The organism is Allobosea vaviloviae (assembly GCF_001298265.1).
Lineage (GTDB): Bacteria > Pseudomonadota > Alphaproteobacteria > Rhizobiales > Beijerinckiaceae > Allobosea > Allobosea vaviloviae_B.
Window position 1 is genome coordinate 347,366 of record NZ_LGSZ01000048.1, and the last position, 17,960, is coordinate 365,325.

The window sequence follows — 17,960 nt, forward strand, 5'->3', positions numbered from 1 at the left end:
TTGGCCTGATGCCCTGGCCACCCCGGCGGGCCGGGGGAGCCTTCATGTTGTCATCGATCCGCGTTCACTCATTCGCCGCGCTGCTGGCGACGACCTTGACGCTGGGCCTCCCGGCCCTCGCCCAGACGGCGGCCCTGGTTCCGACGGCTCCGGCCGCGTCTGCGCCAATCAAGGTGTCGTCAGGCATCCAGTACGAACTGATCGGGCGCTGGGACGTCGCCAAGCTCAACCAGATCCTGACCACCGACACGCCGACATTCGCCGGCATCACCGTCGCCTATTCGCCGGCGCGCAACGCCGTGAAGCTCTACCGCGTGAGCTATCCGTCGGTCGTGCCCGAGCAGGGCAACCGGCCGATCACCGCCACCGGCCTGCTGGCGGTTCCCGACACCGCCGACACCACTTTCCCGATGGTCTCCTACCAGCACGGCACGGTCTACGGGAAGGAACAGGTTCCCTCCTTCCCCGAGCAGTCGCCCGAAACGCAGCTGATGATCGCCCAGTTCGCCGGGCAAGGTTATCTCGTCACCGGGGCCGATTATTTCGGCATGGGCGCCTCGAAGGAGCCGGAGGGCTACCTCGTCAAGGGCAGCCACCAGCAGGCGACCTACGACATGGTCGTGGCCAGCCGCGCCGTGCTCGCCGATCTCAAGCTCGCCGACAGCAAGCTCTTCCTCAGCGGCTGGTCGCAGGGCGGCTTCGTCACGCTCGCCATGCTGGAGAGGCTTGAGGCCGTCGGCATGCCCGTGAAGGCCGCAACCACCGCCAGCGCGCCCGCCGATGCCTTCGCCGCCTTCAACGGATTCCTGAATTTCCCGCGCAAGATCGACGCGAACTGGATCACGACGATCTTCATCCTCAACGTGTTCTCCTTCGAGAACTACCACAACATGCCCGGCCTCGCCCGCGCGCTCCTGACCGACGAGACCTACGAGATTTCGCGCAAAGCCTATCTGCGCGAGCCCTTCGACCAGAACGCCGTGCCGACCGACCTGCGCAAGCTGATCCGGCCGGAGTATTTCGACGCCCAGTTCTTCGCCAACTCGGCCTATGGCCGGCTGGTGGCGCAGACCAGCGCCTATCGCTGGGTGATCAAGACGCCGGTGCGGACCTATTACGGCCTGACCGACGAGGCGATCCGCATCGAAATCGGCCAGCTGCCGATGACCTATCAAAAGGCGATCGGCAACGGCACCGTCGAGGCGGTGCCGACTGGCGACACGAGCCATCGCGGCACTTTCGCCACGGCCGTGCCGCAGTGGAAGGCCTGGTTCGACGGGCAGTGAGCGGAAATTCGGGCAAATGAGAGGATCGCGACCCACACGTCTGCCGGCTCCTTTCCTCAAGCGGGTTTGGCTCGACGAGGACAAGGTCGCCGATCCTTCGCTCTATCCGTTTTGTCTGCCCTTCCTGGCGCGCGGCTTTGAACTGGGCTTTGACCGCGCGATCACGATCATCGTCGGCGAGAACGGGACCGGGAAATCGACACTGCTGGAAGGCATCGCCGCGCTCGCCGGTTATGACGAGGCGGGCGGCGGCAAGGGCTACCGGCCGGTCGACCATTCGAGGGCCATCGAAGCGATGGGAGGGGCCCTCGGCGACGCCTTGCGCGCGAGCTGGCTGCCCAAGATCACCAGCGGCTGGTTCTTCCGAGCCGAGAGCTTCTTCTCGGTGGCGCGCTATCTCGACGAGGCGGCTTTAGACGATCCAATGGGGCCGCCGCCCCCGGACTTTCTGTCCCATTCCCACGGCGAAGGATTTCTGCGCTTTTTCGAGGAGCGCTGCAGGCGGCAGGGCTTCTTCATTTTCGACGAGCCGGAATCAGCACTGTCGCCGGCACGTCAGATGACGTTCCTCAAGCTGCTGCAGCGGATCGAGCGGGCGGGACACACGCAGGTGATCATGGCGACCCATTCCCCGATGCTGATGGCGTTTCCCGGAGCGCGCCTGCTCGGCCTGTCGAAATACGGGCTGGATCCGATCGCGCTGGAGGACACCGCCCATTTCCGCATCATGCGCGAGTTTTGTGCCGATCCCGCCGGGTTCGTCGAACTCGCGATCGAGGACTGAGATGACCGCAGCGAAGATCCATCTCTTCCTGGCCGCCCTGATGGGGCTGTCCGGTGTGGCGCTGCTCGCCGCGGCTGCGCATGTCACGGGCACGACCAATGTCCAGACAGCCGGGCAGATGCTGATGTTTCACGCGCCGTTGGTCTTCGGCGCGACAGCCGCCCGCAAGGCCGGCTTTCTGGCCGATCTCCTGGCGCGCATAGCCCTCTCGCTCATCATCGCCGGCGTCGCGCTCTTCGCCGCGGACCTTTCGCGCCGGGGCTTTTCCAGCGAGGCGCTGTTCCCGCGCGCCGCCCCGATCGGCGGCTTTGCGATGCTGGGCGGCTGGCTGCTGCTGGCGTTGTCGGCACTGTTCGCCAAGCGCGCGTGATCGTTTTCGTATTACGGATATTGACGTTTGGCCTGATTGCATCTAGCCTGCGTAGGAATGGAGATCACGTATCACCCGGCCAAGCGCGATGCGACGCTGGAGGAACGCGGTCTCGATTTCGCCGATGCTGCCAAAGTGTTCGCTGGCAGGAAGGCCACGATGCGAGACGATCGCCGGGACTATGGAGAAGATCGCTTCCAGACCTATGGGATGCTCGATGGCCGTGTCGTTATGGTCGTCTGGACGCCACGCCCGCCAGCTCGGCACGTGATATCAATGAGGTATTGCCATGAAGACGAAGCGGAGCAAGCCCGAGCCGCTTTTCGTTGACCCCGACGATGCTCCACCCTGGACCGCCGAGCAATTTGCGCGCGCCGAGATTTCCGACGGCGACACGATCATCCGTCCAGCGCAGGGCACTTTAACGCGCCCGCCCGGCCGGCCCAAGTTGGCCGACGCCAAACAGGTCGTGACTTTGCGTCTCCCACCAAGCCTGATCGAGCGTTACAAGCGCGAGGGCACGGACTGGCGCGCACGCATGGCAGACGCGATCAAAAAGGCGGCCGGCTGAACCGCTTCACGCGCCCCGGCCCGGCTTCCGCTGCGCCCGATCTTCCGCTAGAAGCCGCACCCGGCGCGGTTGCCTCGCGCGCCATCGCGGAGCTTCGACCGATGATCAACCCCGCCCATCTGACGCCGTCGCAATCGGCCGACCTCCTCGTCCAAGCGCTGCCGCATATGCAGCGCTACGATCAGGAGATCATCGTGATCAAATATGGCGGCAACGCCATGGGCGATGCCGCCACCGCCGAGGATTTCGCCGAGGACGTCGTCCTGCTCGAGCAATCGGGGCTCAAGCCCGTCGTGTGCCATGGCGGTGGGCCGCAGATCGCGCGCATGCTCGGGAAGCTCGGCATCCAATCCGAGTTCAAGCAGGGGCTGCGCGTCACCGACGCCGCCACCGTCGACGTCGTCGAGATGGTCCTCGCCGGCTCGGTCAACAAGGAGATCGTCGGCTATATCTCGCGCGAGGGCGGCAAGGCGATCGGGCTGTGCGGCAAGGACGGCAACATGGTCACCGCCCGCAAGGTGACGCGCACCATCGTCGATCCCGATTCCAAGATCGAGGAGGTGCTCGATCTCGGCTTCGTCGGCGAGCCCGACAAGGTCGATACCTCCGTGCTCGATTCCGTGCTCAAGGCCGAACTGATCCCAGTGCTGGCGCCGGTCTGCGCGGCGGCCGACGGCCAGACCTACAACGTCAACGCCGACACCTTCGCGGGCGCCATCGCGGGCGCGCTCAACGCCAAGCGCCTGCTGCTGCTCACCGACGTGCCGGGCGTCCTGACCAAGGACAAGGTGCTGATCCCCGAATTGACGGTCGAGGAGTGCCGGCGCCTGATCGCCGACGGCACGATCTCGGGCGGCATGATCCCCAAAATCGAGACCTGCATCTACGCGCTGGAAAAGGGCGTCGAGGCGGTGGTCATCCTCGACGGCAAGGTGCCCCATGCCGTGCTGATCGAGCTCTTCACCGATACCGGCTCGGGCACGATCATCCGGCGGTAGGAACGCCTCCGATTCGTCATTGCGAGCGCAGCGAAGCAATCCAGGGCCGTTGAGCGAGACCTCCTGGATTGCTTCGCTGCGCTCGCAATGACGGAGGCCGGCTTCACGACGGTCTCGGCCGTTAACCGCTAGCAGAACTCTTGCATGTCAGGATCGGCTCGCCACATGAGTCCGTCCGATGAACACGCACGCCGCCATTCCTGCCGACGCCCCACCCGTCGCGACCCCGCCGCTCCAGGTGGCGGCGTTCGCGCATGTCGACCACTGGGTCTTCGACCTCGACAACACGCTCTATTCGCATGAGAGCCGGGTCTGGCCGCAGGTCAATCAGCGCATCACGCTGTTCCTGCAGGAGCTGTTCGGGCTCGACGGCCTCTCCTCCCACGCGCTGCGGAACTACTACTACCATCGCTACGGCACGACCCTGAACGGGTTGATGGTCGAGCATGATGTCGATCCCGACGACTTCCTCGACTTCGCCCACGACGTCGACCTCAGCCTGCTCGAGCCCGACCCGGCACTCGGCGTGGCGATCGCGGCGCTGCCCGGGCGAAAGCTCATCCTGACCAACGGCTCGGTCGGCCATGCCCGCAATGTGGCCGGCAAGCTCGGCATCCTCGAGCATTTCGAGGATGTCTTCGACATCGTCGCGGCCGGCTTCACGCCCAAGCCGGAGCGCTCGACCTATGAGCTGTTTTTGGCCAAGCACTCCGTCGATCCGGGCCGGGCGGCGATGTTCGAGGATATCGAGAAGAACCTGATCGTGCCGAGCGCCTTGGGCATGAAGACGGTCCTGATCATCCCGCGAACACCCGATCCCTTCCGCGAGGCCTGGGAACAGGCGGCGATCGAGGCCGGACATGTGCATCACGTCACCTCGGACCTGACCGGCTTCCTGACACCGCTGGCGCGCAACTAGCGCCCACTGCAGCAAAGCCGTTCTTCTTTACGGAAGCGACGCAGGATGATACGCCATCGGTTCGTTATAACGAACGCTTTGGAGCTTTCATCATGTCGGCATTCGACGGCGGCGCGGCCAGCCTTCATCCCGAGACGCGTCTCGTCCATGCCGGCACGATGCGGTCGCAGTTCGGCGAGACATCCGAAGCGCTCTTCCTGACGCAGGGCCATGTCTATGACAGCGCCGAGCAGGCCGAGGCGCGTTTCCTGAACAAGGATCCCGGCTTCCAATATGCCCGCTTCTCAAACCCGACGGTTGCCATGCTGGAAGCCCGCATGGCCGCCTTCGAGGGCGCCGAGGCCTGTCGCGCCACCGCCACCGGCATGGCGGCCGTCACCGCCGCGATCATGGGGCAGGTCCGCCAGGGCGATCATGTCGTCGCGGCGCAGGCGCTGTTCGGCTCCTGTCGCTATGTCGTCGAGGAGCATCTGCCGCGTTATGGCGTGACCTCGACACTGGTCGACGGGCCCGACATCGACGCCTGGCGCGCGGCGGTGACGCCCCAGACCAAGGTGTTCTTCCTGGAAAGCCCGTCCAACCCGACGCTGGAGGTGATCGACATCGCCGCCGTCGCCGCGCTGGCGAAAGAGGTCGGCGCGACGCTGGTCGTCGACAATGTCTTCGCCACGCCGCTGTTCCAGCGCCCGCTGCAACTTGGTGCCGATTGCGTCGTCTACTCCGCGACCAAGCACATCGACGGCCAGGGCCGCTGTCTCGGCGGGCTGATCCTGGCCTCGCAGGCCTTCATCGAGACCCATGTGCAGACCTATCTGCGCCAGACCGGCCCTGCGATCTCGCCTTTCAATGCCTGGGTGATGCTGAAGGCGCTGGAGACCCTGCCGCTGCGCGTGCGCCAGCAGGCGCATAACGCGGGAATCGTCGCAAACTGGCTGGCGACGCAGCCCAAGCTGCCGAAGGTCATCTTCCCGGGCCTGAAGTCCCATCCCCAGGCCGACATCATCGCCCGGCAGATGACCGGCCCCTCGACGCTGGTCGCTTTCGAGGTCGAAGGCGGCAAGGCCGGCGCCTTCCGCTTCCTCAATGGCCTCAAGCTGATCCGCATCTCCAACAATCTCGGCGACGCCAAGAGCCTGATCGTCCATCCGGCGACGACGACACATCAGCGCTTCTCGCCGGAGATCCGCGCCAGCATGGGCATCTCGGAAGGCCTGATCCGCCTCTCCGTCGGCCTCGAACACGCCGACGACCTCGTCGCCGATTTGGCGGCGGCACTGGCGGGGGTTTGAGAGTCGAGCGCCACCGCGTCATTCTCGGGCGGAGCGCAGCGCAGACCCGAGAATCTCCGGCAAGAGATGCTCGGGTCTGCGCCCGAGCATGACGGAGCCTGGCCTCGGCCATGGCCTTCGCTTGCCTCGCCTGCTAAAGCCTCGCGAATTGCTCGTGAAACAGAGGCCACCATGCGTTCTGGCGAAGTGAAGCGCCGTACCAACGAGACCGATATCGCGGTCTCGCTCGTGCTGGACGGCACCGGCAAGGCAGAGATTTCGTCCGGCGTCGGCTTCTTCGACCATATGCTCGACCTGTTCGCACGGCATTCGCTGATCGACCTCAAGGTCGCGGTGAAAGGCGACACCCATATCGACGACCACCACTCGGTCGAGGACACCGGCATCGCGCTCGGCGAAGCCCTGAAGCAGGCGCTCGGCGATAAGAAGGGCATCCGGCGTTATGCCGATATCCACCTGCCGATGGACGAGACGCTGACGCGCGTCGCCGTGGACGTCTCCGGTCGGCCCTTCCTCGTCTTCCGGACGCGGTTCGCGGCGCAGAAGATCGGCACCTTCGACACCGAGCTGGTGCGCGAGTTCTTCCAGGCCTTCGCCATGAATGCCGGCATCACGCTGCATGTCGAAACGCTTTACGGCGACAACGCCCATCATATCGCCGAGAGCTGCTTCAAGGGTCTGGCGCGAGCGCTGCGCGCGGCGCTCGAAGTCGATCCGCGCGAGGGCGGCCGCGTGCCCTCGACCAAGGGCGCGCTCTGAAAGGGTCGATCATGGCATTCTACACGGTGATGATCCCGCCGCCGGGCTCCGGCGGACCGCGCGACGAGATCGAGCAGGCGCGGCTGCTGCCCGAGACCTTCACCTGGGCGGCGTTCATTTTCGGCGGGCTCTGGCTGCTCGGCAGGCGACTCTGGCTGGCGACGCTGATCTACGGCCTGCTCTGGGGCGCGCTGTTCTATGCCGGCAGCCAGTTCGGCATGACGCGTGGCGCGCTGTTGATCGCGCATTGGACGATCGCGATCTTCCTTGGGCTGGAAGGCCACAACCTGATCGCCCGCAAGCTGGCGCGCCAGGGCTGGCGTCTGGCCGATGTCGTCGAGGCCCGCGATCTGGCCGAGGCCGAACGGCGCTATTTCGAGCGTGCGCTGGCCGGCGAAGCGATGCCGCCGCGCCTGCCGCTGCCGCCCGCGCGTCCGCAGCCCGTCGGGCCGGTGCCGATCATCGGGCTCTTTCCCGAGGCGCGGGGCCGATGAGCCAGTCGGTCGTCATCATCGACTACGGCTCGGGAAATCTGCACTCGGCCGCCAAGGCCTTCGAGCGCGCCGCGCTCGAATCCGGCATCGCCTCGACCATCCGCGTCACCAGCGACACCGATGAGGTTCGCGCGGCCGACCGTATCGTGCTGCCGGGCGTCGGCGCCTTCGCCGATTGCCGTCGCGGACTCGATGCCGTGCCCGGCATGGTCGAGGTGCTGGAGGAGGTGGTGCGCGGCAAGGGCCGGCCCTTCCTCGGCATCTGCGTCGGCATGCAGCTTCTCGCCTCGCGCGGGCTCGAACATACGGTCACGCCCGGCCTCGGCTGGATTCCCGGCGATGTCACGCTGATCGTTCCCGAGGGCAAGGGGCTCAAGATCCCGCATATGGGCTGGAACACGCTGGGCCAACAGAACGAGCACGCCCTGCTCGACGGCATCGCGACCGGCCCGGACGGCCTGCACGCCTATTTCGTCCATTCCTACGCGCTGTCCGCGCAGAGGCCGGCCGACGTGATCGCCGTGACCGATCATGGCGGCCCCGTCACCGCAATGGTCGGCCACGACAACATCGCCGGAACGCAGTTCCACCCCGAGAAGAGCCAGACGCTCGGACTCAGGCTGATCGCCAATTTCCTGGGATGGACGCCGTGATCCTCTTCCCCGCCATCGATCTCAAGCACGGTCAGTGCGTGCGCCTGAAGCAGGGCGACATGGACCGGGCGACGGTCTTCAACGACGATCCCGCGGCACAGGCAGCGGCCTTCGAGGGGCAGGGCTTCCAGTGGCTGCATGTCGTCGATCTCGACGGCGCCTTCGCCGGCAAGCCGATGAATGCGGCAGCCGTCGAGGCGATTTTGAAGCGCGTCGCCTTCCCGGTTCAGCTCGGCGGCGGCATTCGCGACCTCGGGACGGTCGAGGGCTGGCTGTCCAAGGGCGTTGCCCGCGTCATCATCGGCACGGCCGCCGTGCGCGACCCCGCCTTCGTGCGCGCGGCGGCGAAGGCATTTCCGGGCCAGGTCGCGGTCGGCATCGATGCGCGCGACGGCTTCGTCGCGGTCGAGGGCTGGGCCGAAACCTCGGCGCTGGCCGCCGACGATCTCGGCCGGCGCTTCGAGGATGCCGGCGTGGCGGCGATCGTCTACACCGACATTGCCCGCGACGGCATGCTCCAGGGCATCAACTGGGAGGGCACGATCGCGCTTGCCAAGGCGCTGACCATCCCCGTCATCGCCTCGGGGGGGCTCGCCTCCATGGCCGACATCGAGCGGCTGATGGCACCCGATGCCGCGATCCTCGAAGGCGCCATCACCGGCCGCGCGCTCTATGACGGGCGCATCGACCCCGCCGCCGCGCTGGAGCGGCTGGCGCGCGCGGCCTGAGCGGCCAGAGGCCACCCAGGCTCCAGCCTGCCCTCAGCTCTTGCGGATGTTGGTGAAGACCGGCACGCCCTTCAGCATCCCGGTCAGGTTCTTGCGATACGCCACCGGCTGGAAATACTGACCCGCCGGCACGAAGGGCACGTCCTTCAGCGCCTGAAGCTGGAGATCGCGCGCGATCGTCTTCTGCTCCGCGAGATCGCCGGCGGTGAGCCATTTGTCGCGCAGCGCCTCGATCGCAGGGCTGTCGGGCCAGCCGGTCGCTCCCTTGGCGCCATTGGCACGCAAGGGTGTGTTGGTCGCCGGCGTCGCCAGGTCGAGCCCCGACCAATAGGTGACGTAGCAGCTCCAGCCGCCCTCCTCGACAGGTCCGCGCTTGGCGATGCGCTGGATCACCGTGCCCCAGTCGGCCGGCACGAAATCAACGTTCATGCCGATCTTGCGCATCATCTCGGCCGCGACCTCGCAGACGGCGCTGATGCGGGCGACGTCCTGGCCGGACAGGAAGACGACGCGCTCGCCCTTGTAGCCGGCCTCGATGAGCTCCTTCTTGAGGGCGCCATAGTCGGAGGACGAGCCGATCGCCTCCAGCCCGGCCTCGCTCGCCATCTCGGAGACGGCGCCGAAGAAGCCGGTCCGGTCCTTCCAGAGCGAACTGTCCGCGCCCGCGACGGCCTGCATGCATTCGGTCTGGTTCAACCCCTTGAGGATGACGCGCCGCACCGCCGGATTGTCGAAGGGCGGCTGCGTGTGATTGAGCCGGACCTGGCCGCACCAGCCGAACGGGTCTTTGATCTCGACGACGATGTCGCGATTGGCCTTCAGCACCGGAAGCAGGTCGATCAAGGGCTGCTCGACCCAGTCGACGGCGCCGGACTGAAGGGCCGCCGCAGCGGTCGCTGCGTCCGGGATGACCTGGAACTCGACGCGGTCGACATGCGCGGTGCGGGCTCCGGCCGTGAAGCTCGGCGTGCCCTGACGCGGCACGTAGGCAGCATGCCTGGCATAGATGTGCCTCGCGCCGGGAACGCGCTCGCCCATGACATAGCTGAACGGCCCGCTGCCGATCGCCTCGGGGATCTGCTTGAACGGATCGGTCAGCGCCAGCCGCTCCGGCATCATCACCGGGATCAGCGAGCTCGGCCGGGCCAGCGCATGCGCCAGCAGCGGGAAGGGCCGCTTCAGCCGGAAGACGATGGTGCGGTCGTCGGCCGCCACGATCTCGTCGGTCGCCGCCATCACCGCCTGGCCGAAGGCATCGCGCACGCCCCAGCGCTTGAGGCTGGCGACGCAGTCGCGCGCCAGCACCTTCGTGCCGTCGTGGAAGACGAGGCCAGGCCGCAGCGTCAGCGTCCAGCGCTTGCCGCCATCCTCGACGAGATGGCCCTCGACCATCTGCGGCTGCGGCTGCAGGTTCTCGTCGAGCCCGAACAGCGTGTCGAAGACCAGCAGCGCATGGGTGCGCGTCGCATAGGCCGTCGTCCAGATCGGATCGATGATCGCGACATCGGCATAGGGCACGAAACGCAGCACGTTGTTGCCCTGGCCGAGCGCCAGGCTCGGTGCGGCGAGCAGGGCCGAGGCAGCGGCTGAGGTCTTGAGGAAACGACGGCGATCCATGGGCAGAACTCCAGCAGGCGGAAACGCGCTTTCAAGCACGGCTCGTGCCAGCCGCTGCCCTGGAACGGTGCCCGCCTACAGCATCGGCAGCGAGCGCGGCTTGGGACCACGCGGACAGGCGGTGTCGATCCGGGCGAGCTCGCCTTCCGTCAGCGCCAGATGCAGCGCTCCCGCATTGTCCTCGACATGGGCCATGCCAGCCGCCTTCGGGATGGCGAAGACGGTGGCGCGCCGCGTCAGGAAGGCGAGCGCCACCTGGCGGGCGGTCGCGCCATGGCTCGCGGCGATCTCGCCGAGAACCCGGCCCGCAGCGCTCCCGGGAGAGGGAAAGTCGTCATGGCCGAACGGGCTGTAGGCGGTGACGGCGACGCCGTTGCGTTCGCACCAGGGGATCACGGCATGTTCGATGGCGCGTTCGCGCAGATGGTAGAGCACCTGATTGCAGGCGATCGCGCCCGGACCTGCCGCGGCCAGCGCCTCGTCGAGGTCGTCGACGTCGAAATTGCTGACGCCCCAGGACAGGATCTTGCCCTCGGCCTTCAGCCCCTCGAAGGCGGCGAAGGTTTCCGCCAGGGGGTGCGGACCGCGCCAGTGCAGGAGATAGCAGTCGAGCCGGTCGGTCTTCAGATGGCGCAGAGAGCGCTCGCAGGCAGCGCGGGTGCCGGTCTTCGAGGCGTTGTGCGGCAGCACCTTCGAGACCAGGAAGGTCTCGTTCCGGCGCCCCGCGATGGCCTCGCCGACGATCGCCTCGGAGCGGCCGTCGCCATACATCTCCGCCGTGTCGATATGGCTGAGGCCGAGATCGAGCCCGCGCCGCAACGCCGCCACGGCCGCGCGCTTGTCGCCCTGCTCGATATACCAGCTGCCCTGGCCGATGGTGGCGATCTCGCGGCCGGTCGGTCCGAATGGCCTCGTCATTATCCATTCCCTCGGCTGCTCGTTGCCAGTTCGATCGACACTCTTCCAAGAATGTAGAAACATCTCTACATTATAGGTCGGTCTCGTACACTAGAGGAGGTTTGCCGATGCAAACCACGCTCTCCAGCCGCGAATTCAATCAGGACACCGGCAAGGCCAAGAAGGCGGCACATGACGGCCCGGTGTTTATCACCGACCGTGGTCGGCCCTCGCATGTGCTGCTCTCCATCGAGGATTACCGAAAGCTGTCATCGAAGGGCATGACTCTGGCAGAGGCCCTCGCCGATCCAAGGCCGGAAGCGGATTTCGAGTTCGATCCTCCGAGGCTACGCGGGTTCAGCTTCACGCCCGCAGATTTCGAGTGATGTTCCTGCTCGACACCAATGTGATCTCGGAACTGCGCCGCAAGAACCAGTTCGATGCGAATGTCTACGCTTGGTCGCAGGCTGTTCCCCTCGAGAGCCTTTATGTGTCGGTCGTCACGGTGATGGAGATCGAACAGGGGATTCTTCTTGTGGGGCGCCGTGATCATCGGCAGGCCGGCGCTCTCCGATCATGGATGACCGAGCAGTTCCTGCCCCGGTTCGCGGAGCGGGTCCTGGCCTTCGATACCGTTGCCGCTCTTCGCTGTGCCGCAATGCATGTTCCCGATCCGAAGCCTGATCGAGACAGTATGATTGCGGCGACCGCTTCCGTTCATGGTCTGACGGTCGCAACGCGGAACGTCAGGGATTTCGAGGCCTGCGGAGTACCCGTCTTCAATCCGTGGCTCTACGCGTCGCCCTGAGATACCTTCACGCCGGCAGCGTCCCGTTCGCCGACAGCACCTCACCCGCCAGATACAGCGAGCCGCAGATCAGGATGCGCGGCGGGGCCGACCAGTCGCGCACCGCGATCTCGCGCAGCGCCTGCTCGACCGATCCCGAGACCTCCGCATCGAGCCCGGCGGCACGCGCCAGCCCTGCGACCTCCTCGGCCGGACGGGCGACGAGCTGGTTCTGGATCGGCACGGCGAAGAGCAGCTGCGCCAGCCCCTTGAAGTGGCCGAGCGTCGCCCTGGCGTCCTTGGTCGAAAGCAGGCCGGCGATCATCACCAGCGGCGCCGGATTGCGGTCGGCGAGATCGGCCATGGCCTGGGCCAGCACGCGCCCGCCATCGGGGTTGTGGCCGCCATCGAGCCAGAGTTCCGCACGACCGGGCACGAGCTCGGCGAGCTTGCCGCGCGCCAGCCTCTGCAGCCGCGCCGGCCAGTCGGCATTGAGCATGCCTTGCTCGAAAGCCCGCGCGGGCAGCCCGCCATAGCCGGCAGCGCGCAAGCCTGCGATCGCCGTGCCGGCATTGACATGCTGGTGGCGGCCGGAGAGGCGCGGGAGGGGCAGATCGAGCAGCCCGTCGCCATCCTCATAGACCAGTCGTCCGCCATCCTCATGGACGTTGAAATCCTGGGCGCCGATCAGGATCTTCGAGGCGCCGACGCGTTCGGCCGCGGCCTCCAGGACCGCCGTCGGTTCCGGCTCCTGCGGGGCGATCACAGCCGGGGCGCCGCGCTTGAAGATGCCGGCCTTCTCGGCCGCGATCTTGGTGACGCTGTCGCCGAGATATTCGGAATGATCGAGCGAGACCGGCGTCACCACCGTGCAGGCCGGGTTGGCGATGACGTTGGTCGCATCGAAGCGCCCGCCGAGGCCGACTTCGAGCAGCACGACATCGGCCTTGTGCTCGGCGAACAGCAGGAACGCGACCACCGTGGTGATCTCGAAGAAGGTGATCTGGTCGCCGGCATTGGCGCGCTCGCAACGTTCGAGCGCCTCAACCAGCACGGCCTCGTCGACGAAGCGGCCGCCGCCCGCCGCGCCGAGCCTGATGCGCTCATGGAAGCGCACCAGATGCGGCGAGGTGTAGACATGGACGCGCAATCCCGCCGCTTCGAGGATCGCCCGCATGAAGGCGATGGTCGAACCCTTGCCATTGGTGCCGGCGACATGGATGACCGGCGGCAGGCGCTTCTGCGGATCGCCGAGGCGTTCCAGCAGCGTCAGGATGCGCCCGAGCGAGAGATCGATCAGCTTGGGGTGCAGCGCCAGAAGGCGTGCCAGCACCGTATCGGACGAACCCATGCCCCCACGCCGCCTTGTCAGACGGCTTCGGCGACGGGCTGGGGCGGCAAGGCGGGCGTGGCTGTGCCCGGCGCAGGCTGCTTCGTCAGCAGCCGGCCGAGACGCGCCAGGGTCTCCGGCAGGTCGTGGCGATGCACGACCATGTCGACCATGCCGTGATCCTTGAGATATTCGGCGCGCTGGAATCCGTCGGGCAGCTTCTCGCGGATGGTCTGCTCGATGACGCGCGGGCCGGCAAAGCCGATCAGCGCGCCGGGCTCGGCGATGTGGATGTCGCCGAGCATGGCGTAGGAGGCGGTCACGCCGCCGGTCGTCGGGTTCGTCAGCACGACGATATAGGGCAGGCGGGCCTTGCGCAGCATGCGGACCGCCACCGTCGTGCGCGCCAGTTGCATCAGGGAGAGGATGCCCTCCTGCATCCGGGCCCCGCCGGAGGCGGCGAAGACGACATAGGGCGTCTTCTTCTCGAGCGCGGTCTCGGCGCCCTTGATGAAGGCCTCGCCGGCGGCCATGCCGAGCGAACCGCCCATGAAGTGGAAATCCTGCACCGCAATGGTGAGAGCAAAGCCCTTCACCCGGCCGTAGCCGACCTTGAAGGCATCCTGGGCCCCGGTCTTGGTGCGGGCGTCCCTGAGCCGGTCGATATAGCGCTTCTCGTCACGGAACTTCAGCGGATCGGCCGCGACTTCGGGCAACGGCACATCGAGCCATTTGCCCTCGTCGAAGGTCAGGCGCAGCCGGTCCTGCGCGGTGACGCGCATGTGGTGGTCGGAGCCGGGAATGACGAAGCCGTTGGCCTCGACATCCTTGTGGAAGACCATCTGCCCGGAATCGGGGCACTTGATCCAGAGATTCTCGGGGCTCTCGCGCTTGAACAGCGTCTTGATGCGCGGCCGGACGACTTCGGAAATCCAGTTCATGGATCGACCTTTACGATTTGGGCGCGGATGCCGCGCCGGAGCGGCAGCCCTCAGGCCGCCGCCTTCGCGACCGAGCGGATGCCGGCGGCAAGCTCGGAAACCAGCGAGGTGACAGCTGAAACCGTCTTTTCCGTGGCTTTGCCATCGGCATCCAGCGAAAGCCGGACCCGCTCGACCAAGGCCGAGCCGACGACGACGCCGTCGGCGCCCTTGGCGATGGTGGCCGCATCCTGCGCCGTCTTGACGCCGAAGCCGACGGCAACCGGCAGATCGGTATGGCGCTTGATGCGGGCAACCGCATCGCCGACCGCATCGTAATTGGTGATGGTGCCCCCGGTGATGCCGGTCACCGAGACATAGTAGACGAAGCCCGAGGTGTTCTGGAGCACCTTGGGCAGCCGCACCTCGTCGGTGGTCGGCGTCGCCAGGCGAATGAAGCTGAGGCCCGCAGCCAGCGCCGGCAGGCATAGCTCGACATCCTCCTCCGGCGGCAGGTCGACGACGATCAGGCCATCGACGCCGGCCTTCCGCGCATCCTGCAGGAAGCGTTCGACGCCGTAGATATAGATCGGGTTGTAGTAGCCCATCAGCACGATCGGCGTGTCGTGGCCCTTGGCACGAAACTCCGCGACCATGGCCAGCGTCTTCTTCAGCGTCTGGCCGGCATGCAGCGCGCGCTGGCCGGCGAGCTGAACCGGGATGCCGTCCGCCATCGGATCGGTGAAGGGCACGCCGAGCTCGATCAGGTCGGCGCCGGCTGCGGGCAGCGCGGCGAGGATCGCGCTCGAGGTCCCGAAATCGGGATCGCCCGCCGTGATGAAGGTCACGAGGGCGGCGCGGCCCTCGCTGGCGCAAGCCTGGAAACGGGCCTGGATGCGAGCCTGGCCGGTGGCGGTATGGGTGTCGGTCATGAGCTGAGCGGTTAGCATGACGCGCGCGGGCTGGCGAGAGGGTTGCACGCACAGCGCTTGCGTGGCGCGGCAGGCTGCGTCACATCCCGCAGGCGATGCGCGCCTTCGACACCCCACTTCCGATCGACGCCGTCCTCGGCGACCTCGCGGCCGCCCTGCGCGCCGGCCCCAACGCCGTGCTCGTCGCCCCGCCCGGCGCCGGCAAGACCACGCGCGTACCGCTGGCCCTGCTCGACGAACCCTGGACCAAAGGCGGCAAGCTGATCGTGCTGGAGCCGCGCCGGCTGGCGGCGCGCGGCGCGGCCAACCGCATGGCGCAGACGCTGGGCGAACGTGTCGGTGAGACGGTGGGCCTGCGCGTCCGGTTGGGATCGAAGATCGGCCCGAAGACGCGCATCGAGGTGGTGACCGAGGGCGTCTTCGCCCGGATGATCCTCGACGACCCCGCGCTGGAGGGCATCGCCGCCGTGCTCTTCGACGAGTTCCATGAACGCTCGCTCGATGCCGATTTCGGGCTGGCGCTGGCGCTCGATGCGCAGGGCGGCCTGCGCGAGGATCTGCGGATCCTGGTGATGTCGGCGACGCTGGACGGCGCGCGTGTCGCAAGACTTCTGGGTGAGGCTCCGGTGATCGAGAGCCAGGGCCGGGCCTACCCCGTCGAGACGCGCTATCTCGGCCGCGAGCCGCTGAAGCGCATCGAGGACCAGGTCACTGATGCCGTGCTCCTGGCGCTGAACGAGCAGCCCGGCTCGCAACTCGTCTTCCTGCCGGGACAGGGCGAGATCAGGCGTGTCGAGGAGCGGTTGCGCGAGCGCATCCGGGATGCAAGCGTCGAGATCGCACCGCTCTATGGCGCGCTCGACCAGGCCGAGCAGGACCGCGCCGTGCTGCCCGCCCCGCCCGGCCGCCGCAAAATCGTGCTGGCGACCGCCATCGCCGAGACCTCGCTGACGATCGAGGGCGTGCGGGTGGTGATCGATTCCGGCCTCGCCCGCATCCCCGTCTACGAGCCCGATCTCGGCGTGACGCGACTGGAGACGCGCCGCGCCAGCCGCGCCGCATCCGATCAGCGCCGGGGCCGCGCCGGCCGCACCGAGCCCGGCATCTGCTACCGCCTGTGGGAGGAGGCCGGCAACGGTGCGCTGGAGGCCTTCGCACGGCCGGAGATCATCTCCGCCGATCTCGCTCCCCTGCTGCTCGACTGCGCCGCCTGGGGCGTTTCCGATCCCACGACGCTCGCCTTCCTCGATCCGCCGCCCGCGCCCGCCCTCAAGGAGGCGCGCAGTCTCTTGAACAGCATCGGTGCGCTGGATGGCGATGGCCGGATCACGCCGGAAGGTCGCACGCTGCAGACCCTGCCGCTGCCGCCGCGTCTCGCCCGCATGGTCGTCGTCGCCGCGCGTTACGGGCAGGCCGCCGAGGCCGCCATGCTGGCCGCGATCCTGGTCGAGCGCGGATTGGGCGGCGATGCGCCCGATCTGGCGGAGCGGCTGGAGCGCTTCGCGCGCGAGCGTGGCGGCCGCGCCGCCGACATGCGCCGCCTCGCCGAAGGCTGGGCGCGCGCGGCGCAGCAGGCGGCAGGGCCGCAGTTGGCAGGCGAGGCTCTGGCGCCGGGCCTGCTGCTCGCCTTCGCCTATCCCGACCGCATCGCCAAGGCGCGCAACCCAGGCTCGGGACAATACCTCCTCGCCAATGGCCGCGGCGCCACGATCGAGCCCGCGCAGCGGCTGGCGCGCGAGAGCCATATCGTCGTGGCCGAGATGACCGGCGCCGCCCAGCAATCGCGCATTCTGTCGGCTGCTCCGATCGCGGAGGGGGCGATCGCCTGGCTGGTCGGCAACGGCTTGTCGTCCTTCGCGATCGAGGAGCGCAGCGAGACCAGTTTCGACCGCACCGCCCGCGCGCTCCGCGTCCGGGCGATCCGGCGCTATGGCGCGCTCAGCCTGTCGGAACGGCCGCTGCCGGCCGAGGCGTCGGCGGCCAATGCCGATATCCTCGCTCGGGGCATCGCGGGGCTCGGCATCGCGCTGCTGCCCTGGACGAAAGCGCAGCGGCAATTGCGCGAGCGCGTCGATTTCCTGCGCCGGGCGGAGTTGGAGCAGGGCTGGCCCGACCTGTCGGATGAGGGGCTTGCCACGGCGTCGGACCTCTGGCTCGCGCAGCATGTCGTCGGCCGCGCGTCGCTGGAGGCGATCCAGCCGGGCGATCTCGACGCCGCGCTGAGCGCATTGCTGCCCTGGGAGATGAAGCGCCGGCTCGACAGCGAGGCGCCGACCCATTTCACCGCGCCGACCGGCTCCAGCCTCGCCGTCGACTACGCCGCCGAGGCCGGGCCGACGATCTCGGTGCGGGTGCAGGAACTCTTCGGGTTGTCGAAGCATCCGGCGCTCGCCGGCGGAAGGGTGCCGCTGGTGCTGGAACTGCTTTCGCCTGGCCACAAACCCGTCCAGATCACCCGCGACCTGCCGGGCTTCTGGCGCGGCTCATGGGCCGCCGTGAAATCCGAGATGAAAGGCCGCTACCCGCGCCATCCCTGGCCCGACGACCCCGCCGCCGCGCCGCCGACGACCCGGGCCAAGCCGCGCGGGACGTGAGGCTGCGGCTGGATGCGAGAGCCGGCCGGTGC

20 protein-coding genes are annotated in these 17,960 nt (G+C 67.5%); 15 read left to right on the forward strand and 5 right to left on the reverse strand.

The annotated features are described in order from the left end of the window. Positions 1-44 precede the first annotated feature (44 nt). The 12 genes from AE618_RS17800 to hisA all read left to right on the forward strand — a co-directional run bounded on the left by AE618_RS17800 (position 45) and on the right by hisA (position 8,851). A complete protein-coding gene (locus tag AE618_RS17800) occupies positions 45-1,286 on the forward strand; it encodes an alpha/beta hydrolase family protein (protein WP_054210379.1) in 1,242 nt (413 codons plus the stop codon). A 16-nt stretch (positions 1,287-1,302) separates the two neighbouring features. Continuing rightward, positions 1,303-2,070, forward strand: a complete 768-nt coding sequence (locus AE618_RS17805) for an AAA family ATPase (RefSeq protein ID WP_054210380.1) — start codon at positions 1,303-1,305, stop codon at positions 2,068-2,070. A 1-nt stretch (position 2,071) separates the two neighbouring features. Continuing rightward, a complete protein-coding gene (locus AE618_RS17810) occupies positions 2,072-2,440 on the forward strand; it encodes a DUF423 domain-containing protein (protein ID WP_054210381.1) in 369 nt (122 codons plus the stop codon). Between the two features lie 57 nt (positions 2,441-2,497). Next, the gene (locus tag AE618_RS27450) at positions 2,498-2,770 is read left to right on the forward strand and encodes a BrnT family toxin (protein ID WP_082365368.1); all 273 of its coding nucleotides are present in this window, start codon (positions 2,498-2,500) and stop codon (positions 2,768-2,770) included. Then, positions 2,730-3,011 (forward strand): BrnA antitoxin family protein, encoded by a 282-nt coding sequence (locus AE618_RS17820; RefSeq protein ID WP_054210383.1) that lies wholly within the window; start codon positions 2,730-2,732, stop codon positions 3,009-3,011. Before AE618_RS27450 ends, AE618_RS17820 begins: the two co-directional genes overlap by 41 nt. A gap of 101 nt (positions 3,012-3,112) precedes the next feature. After that, on the forward strand, positions 3,113-4,009 hold the full coding sequence (gene argB, locus AE618_RS17825; RefSeq protein WP_054210384.1) for an acetylglutamate kinase: 897 nt from the start codon (positions 3,113-3,115) through the stop codon (positions 4,007-4,009). 178 nt (positions 4,010-4,187) lie between these two features. Further along, positions 4,188-4,928: a pyrimidine 5'-nucleotidase gene (locus AE618_RS17830; RefSeq protein WP_082365369.1), complete on the forward strand. Its 741-nt coding sequence runs from the start codon at positions 4,188-4,190 to the stop codon at positions 4,926-4,928. Positions 4,929-5,020: 92 nt separating this feature from the next. Beyond that, positions 5,021-6,217, forward strand: a complete 1,197-nt coding sequence (locus tag AE618_RS17835; protein ID WP_054210385.1) for an O-succinylhomoserine sulfhydrylase — start codon at positions 5,021-5,023, stop codon at positions 6,215-6,217. Positions 6,218-6,388: 171 nt separating this feature from the next. After that, on the forward strand, positions 6,389-6,976 hold the full coding sequence (gene hisB, locus AE618_RS17840) for an imidazoleglycerol-phosphate dehydratase HisB (RefSeq protein ID WP_054210386.1): 588 nt from the start codon (positions 6,389-6,391) through the stop codon (positions 6,974-6,976). 11 nt (positions 6,977-6,987) lie between these two features. After that, positions 6,988-7,470, forward strand: coding sequence for a DUF2628 domain-containing protein (locus AE618_RS17845; protein WP_054210387.1), 483 nt, complete (start codon positions 6,988-6,990; stop codon positions 7,468-7,470). Then, the gene (gene hisH / locus AE618_RS17850; RefSeq protein WP_054210388.1) at positions 7,467-8,123 is read left to right on the forward strand and encodes an imidazole glycerol phosphate synthase subunit HisH; all 657 of its coding nucleotides are present in this window, start codon (positions 7,467-7,469) and stop codon (positions 8,121-8,123) included. The genes AE618_RS17845 and hisH overlap by 4 nt, the downstream gene beginning before the upstream one ends. Next, positions 8,111-8,851, forward strand: a complete 741-nt coding sequence (hisA, locus tag AE618_RS17855; RefSeq protein WP_082365370.1) for a 1-(5-phosphoribosyl)-5-[(5-phosphoribosylamino)methylideneamino]imidazole-4-carboxamide isomerase — start codon at positions 8,111-8,113, stop codon at positions 8,849-8,851. The genes hisH and hisA overlap by 13 nt, the downstream gene beginning before the upstream one ends. 33 nt (positions 8,852-8,884) lie before the next feature. Here hisA and AE618_RS17860 read toward each other — a convergent pair whose 3' ends face one another. Both AE618_RS17860 and AE618_RS17865 read right to left on the reverse strand, forming a co-directional pair. After that, positions 8,885-10,468, reverse strand: a complete 1,584-nt coding sequence (locus AE618_RS17860; RefSeq protein ID WP_054210389.1) for an ABC transporter substrate-binding protein — start codon at positions 10,466-10,468, stop codon at positions 8,885-8,887. 75 nt (positions 10,469-10,543) lie between these two features. Further along, the gene (locus AE618_RS17865) at positions 10,544-11,389 is read right to left on the reverse strand and encodes an aldo/keto reductase (RefSeq protein WP_432704514.1); all 846 of its coding nucleotides are present in this window, start codon (positions 11,387-11,389) and stop codon (positions 10,544-10,546) included. Between the two features lie 104 nt (positions 11,390-11,493). On the opposite strand from AE618_RS17865, the gene AE618_RS17870 reads away from it, so the two are divergent. Continuing rightward, entirely contained in the window at positions 11,494-11,751 is a 258-nt protein-coding gene (locus AE618_RS17870; protein WP_054210391.1) for a type II toxin-antitoxin system Phd/YefM family antitoxin, read from the forward strand. Beyond that, positions 11,751-12,173, forward strand: coding sequence for a type II toxin-antitoxin system VapC family toxin (locus tag AE618_RS17875; protein ID WP_054210392.1), 423 nt, complete (start codon positions 11,751-11,753; stop codon positions 12,171-12,173). The genes AE618_RS17870 and AE618_RS17875 overlap by 1 nt, the downstream gene beginning before the upstream one ends. 7 nt (positions 12,174-12,180) lie before the next feature. Here AE618_RS17875 and AE618_RS17880 read toward each other — a convergent pair whose 3' ends face one another. From AE618_RS17880 to trpA, 3 genes are read right to left on the reverse strand one after another with little or no spacing between them, the layout of a single operon-like run. Continuing rightward, positions 12,181-13,503 (reverse strand): bifunctional folylpolyglutamate synthase/dihydrofolate synthase, encoded by a 1,323-nt coding sequence (locus AE618_RS17880; RefSeq protein WP_054210393.1) that lies wholly within the window; start codon positions 13,501-13,503, stop codon positions 12,181-12,183. 17 nt (positions 13,504-13,520) lie between these two features. Continuing rightward, positions 13,521-14,423: an acetyl-CoA carboxylase, carboxyltransferase subunit beta gene (accD, locus tag AE618_RS17885; RefSeq protein WP_054210394.1), complete on the reverse strand. Its 903-nt coding sequence runs from the start codon at positions 14,421-14,423 to the stop codon at positions 13,521-13,523. A gap of 50 nt (positions 14,424-14,473) precedes the next feature. After that, entirely contained in the window at positions 14,474-15,334 is an 861-nt protein-coding gene (gene trpA, locus AE618_RS17890) for a tryptophan synthase subunit alpha (RefSeq protein WP_054210395.1), read from the reverse strand. A 95-nt stretch (positions 15,335-15,429) separates the two neighbouring features. On the opposite strand from trpA, the gene hrpB reads away from it, so the two are divergent. Continuing rightward, positions 15,430-17,928, forward strand: coding sequence for an ATP-dependent helicase HrpB (hrpB, locus tag AE618_RS17895; protein ID WP_054210396.1), 2,499 nt, complete (start codon positions 15,430-15,432; stop codon positions 17,926-17,928). Positions 17,929-17,960 lie beyond the last annotated feature (32 nt).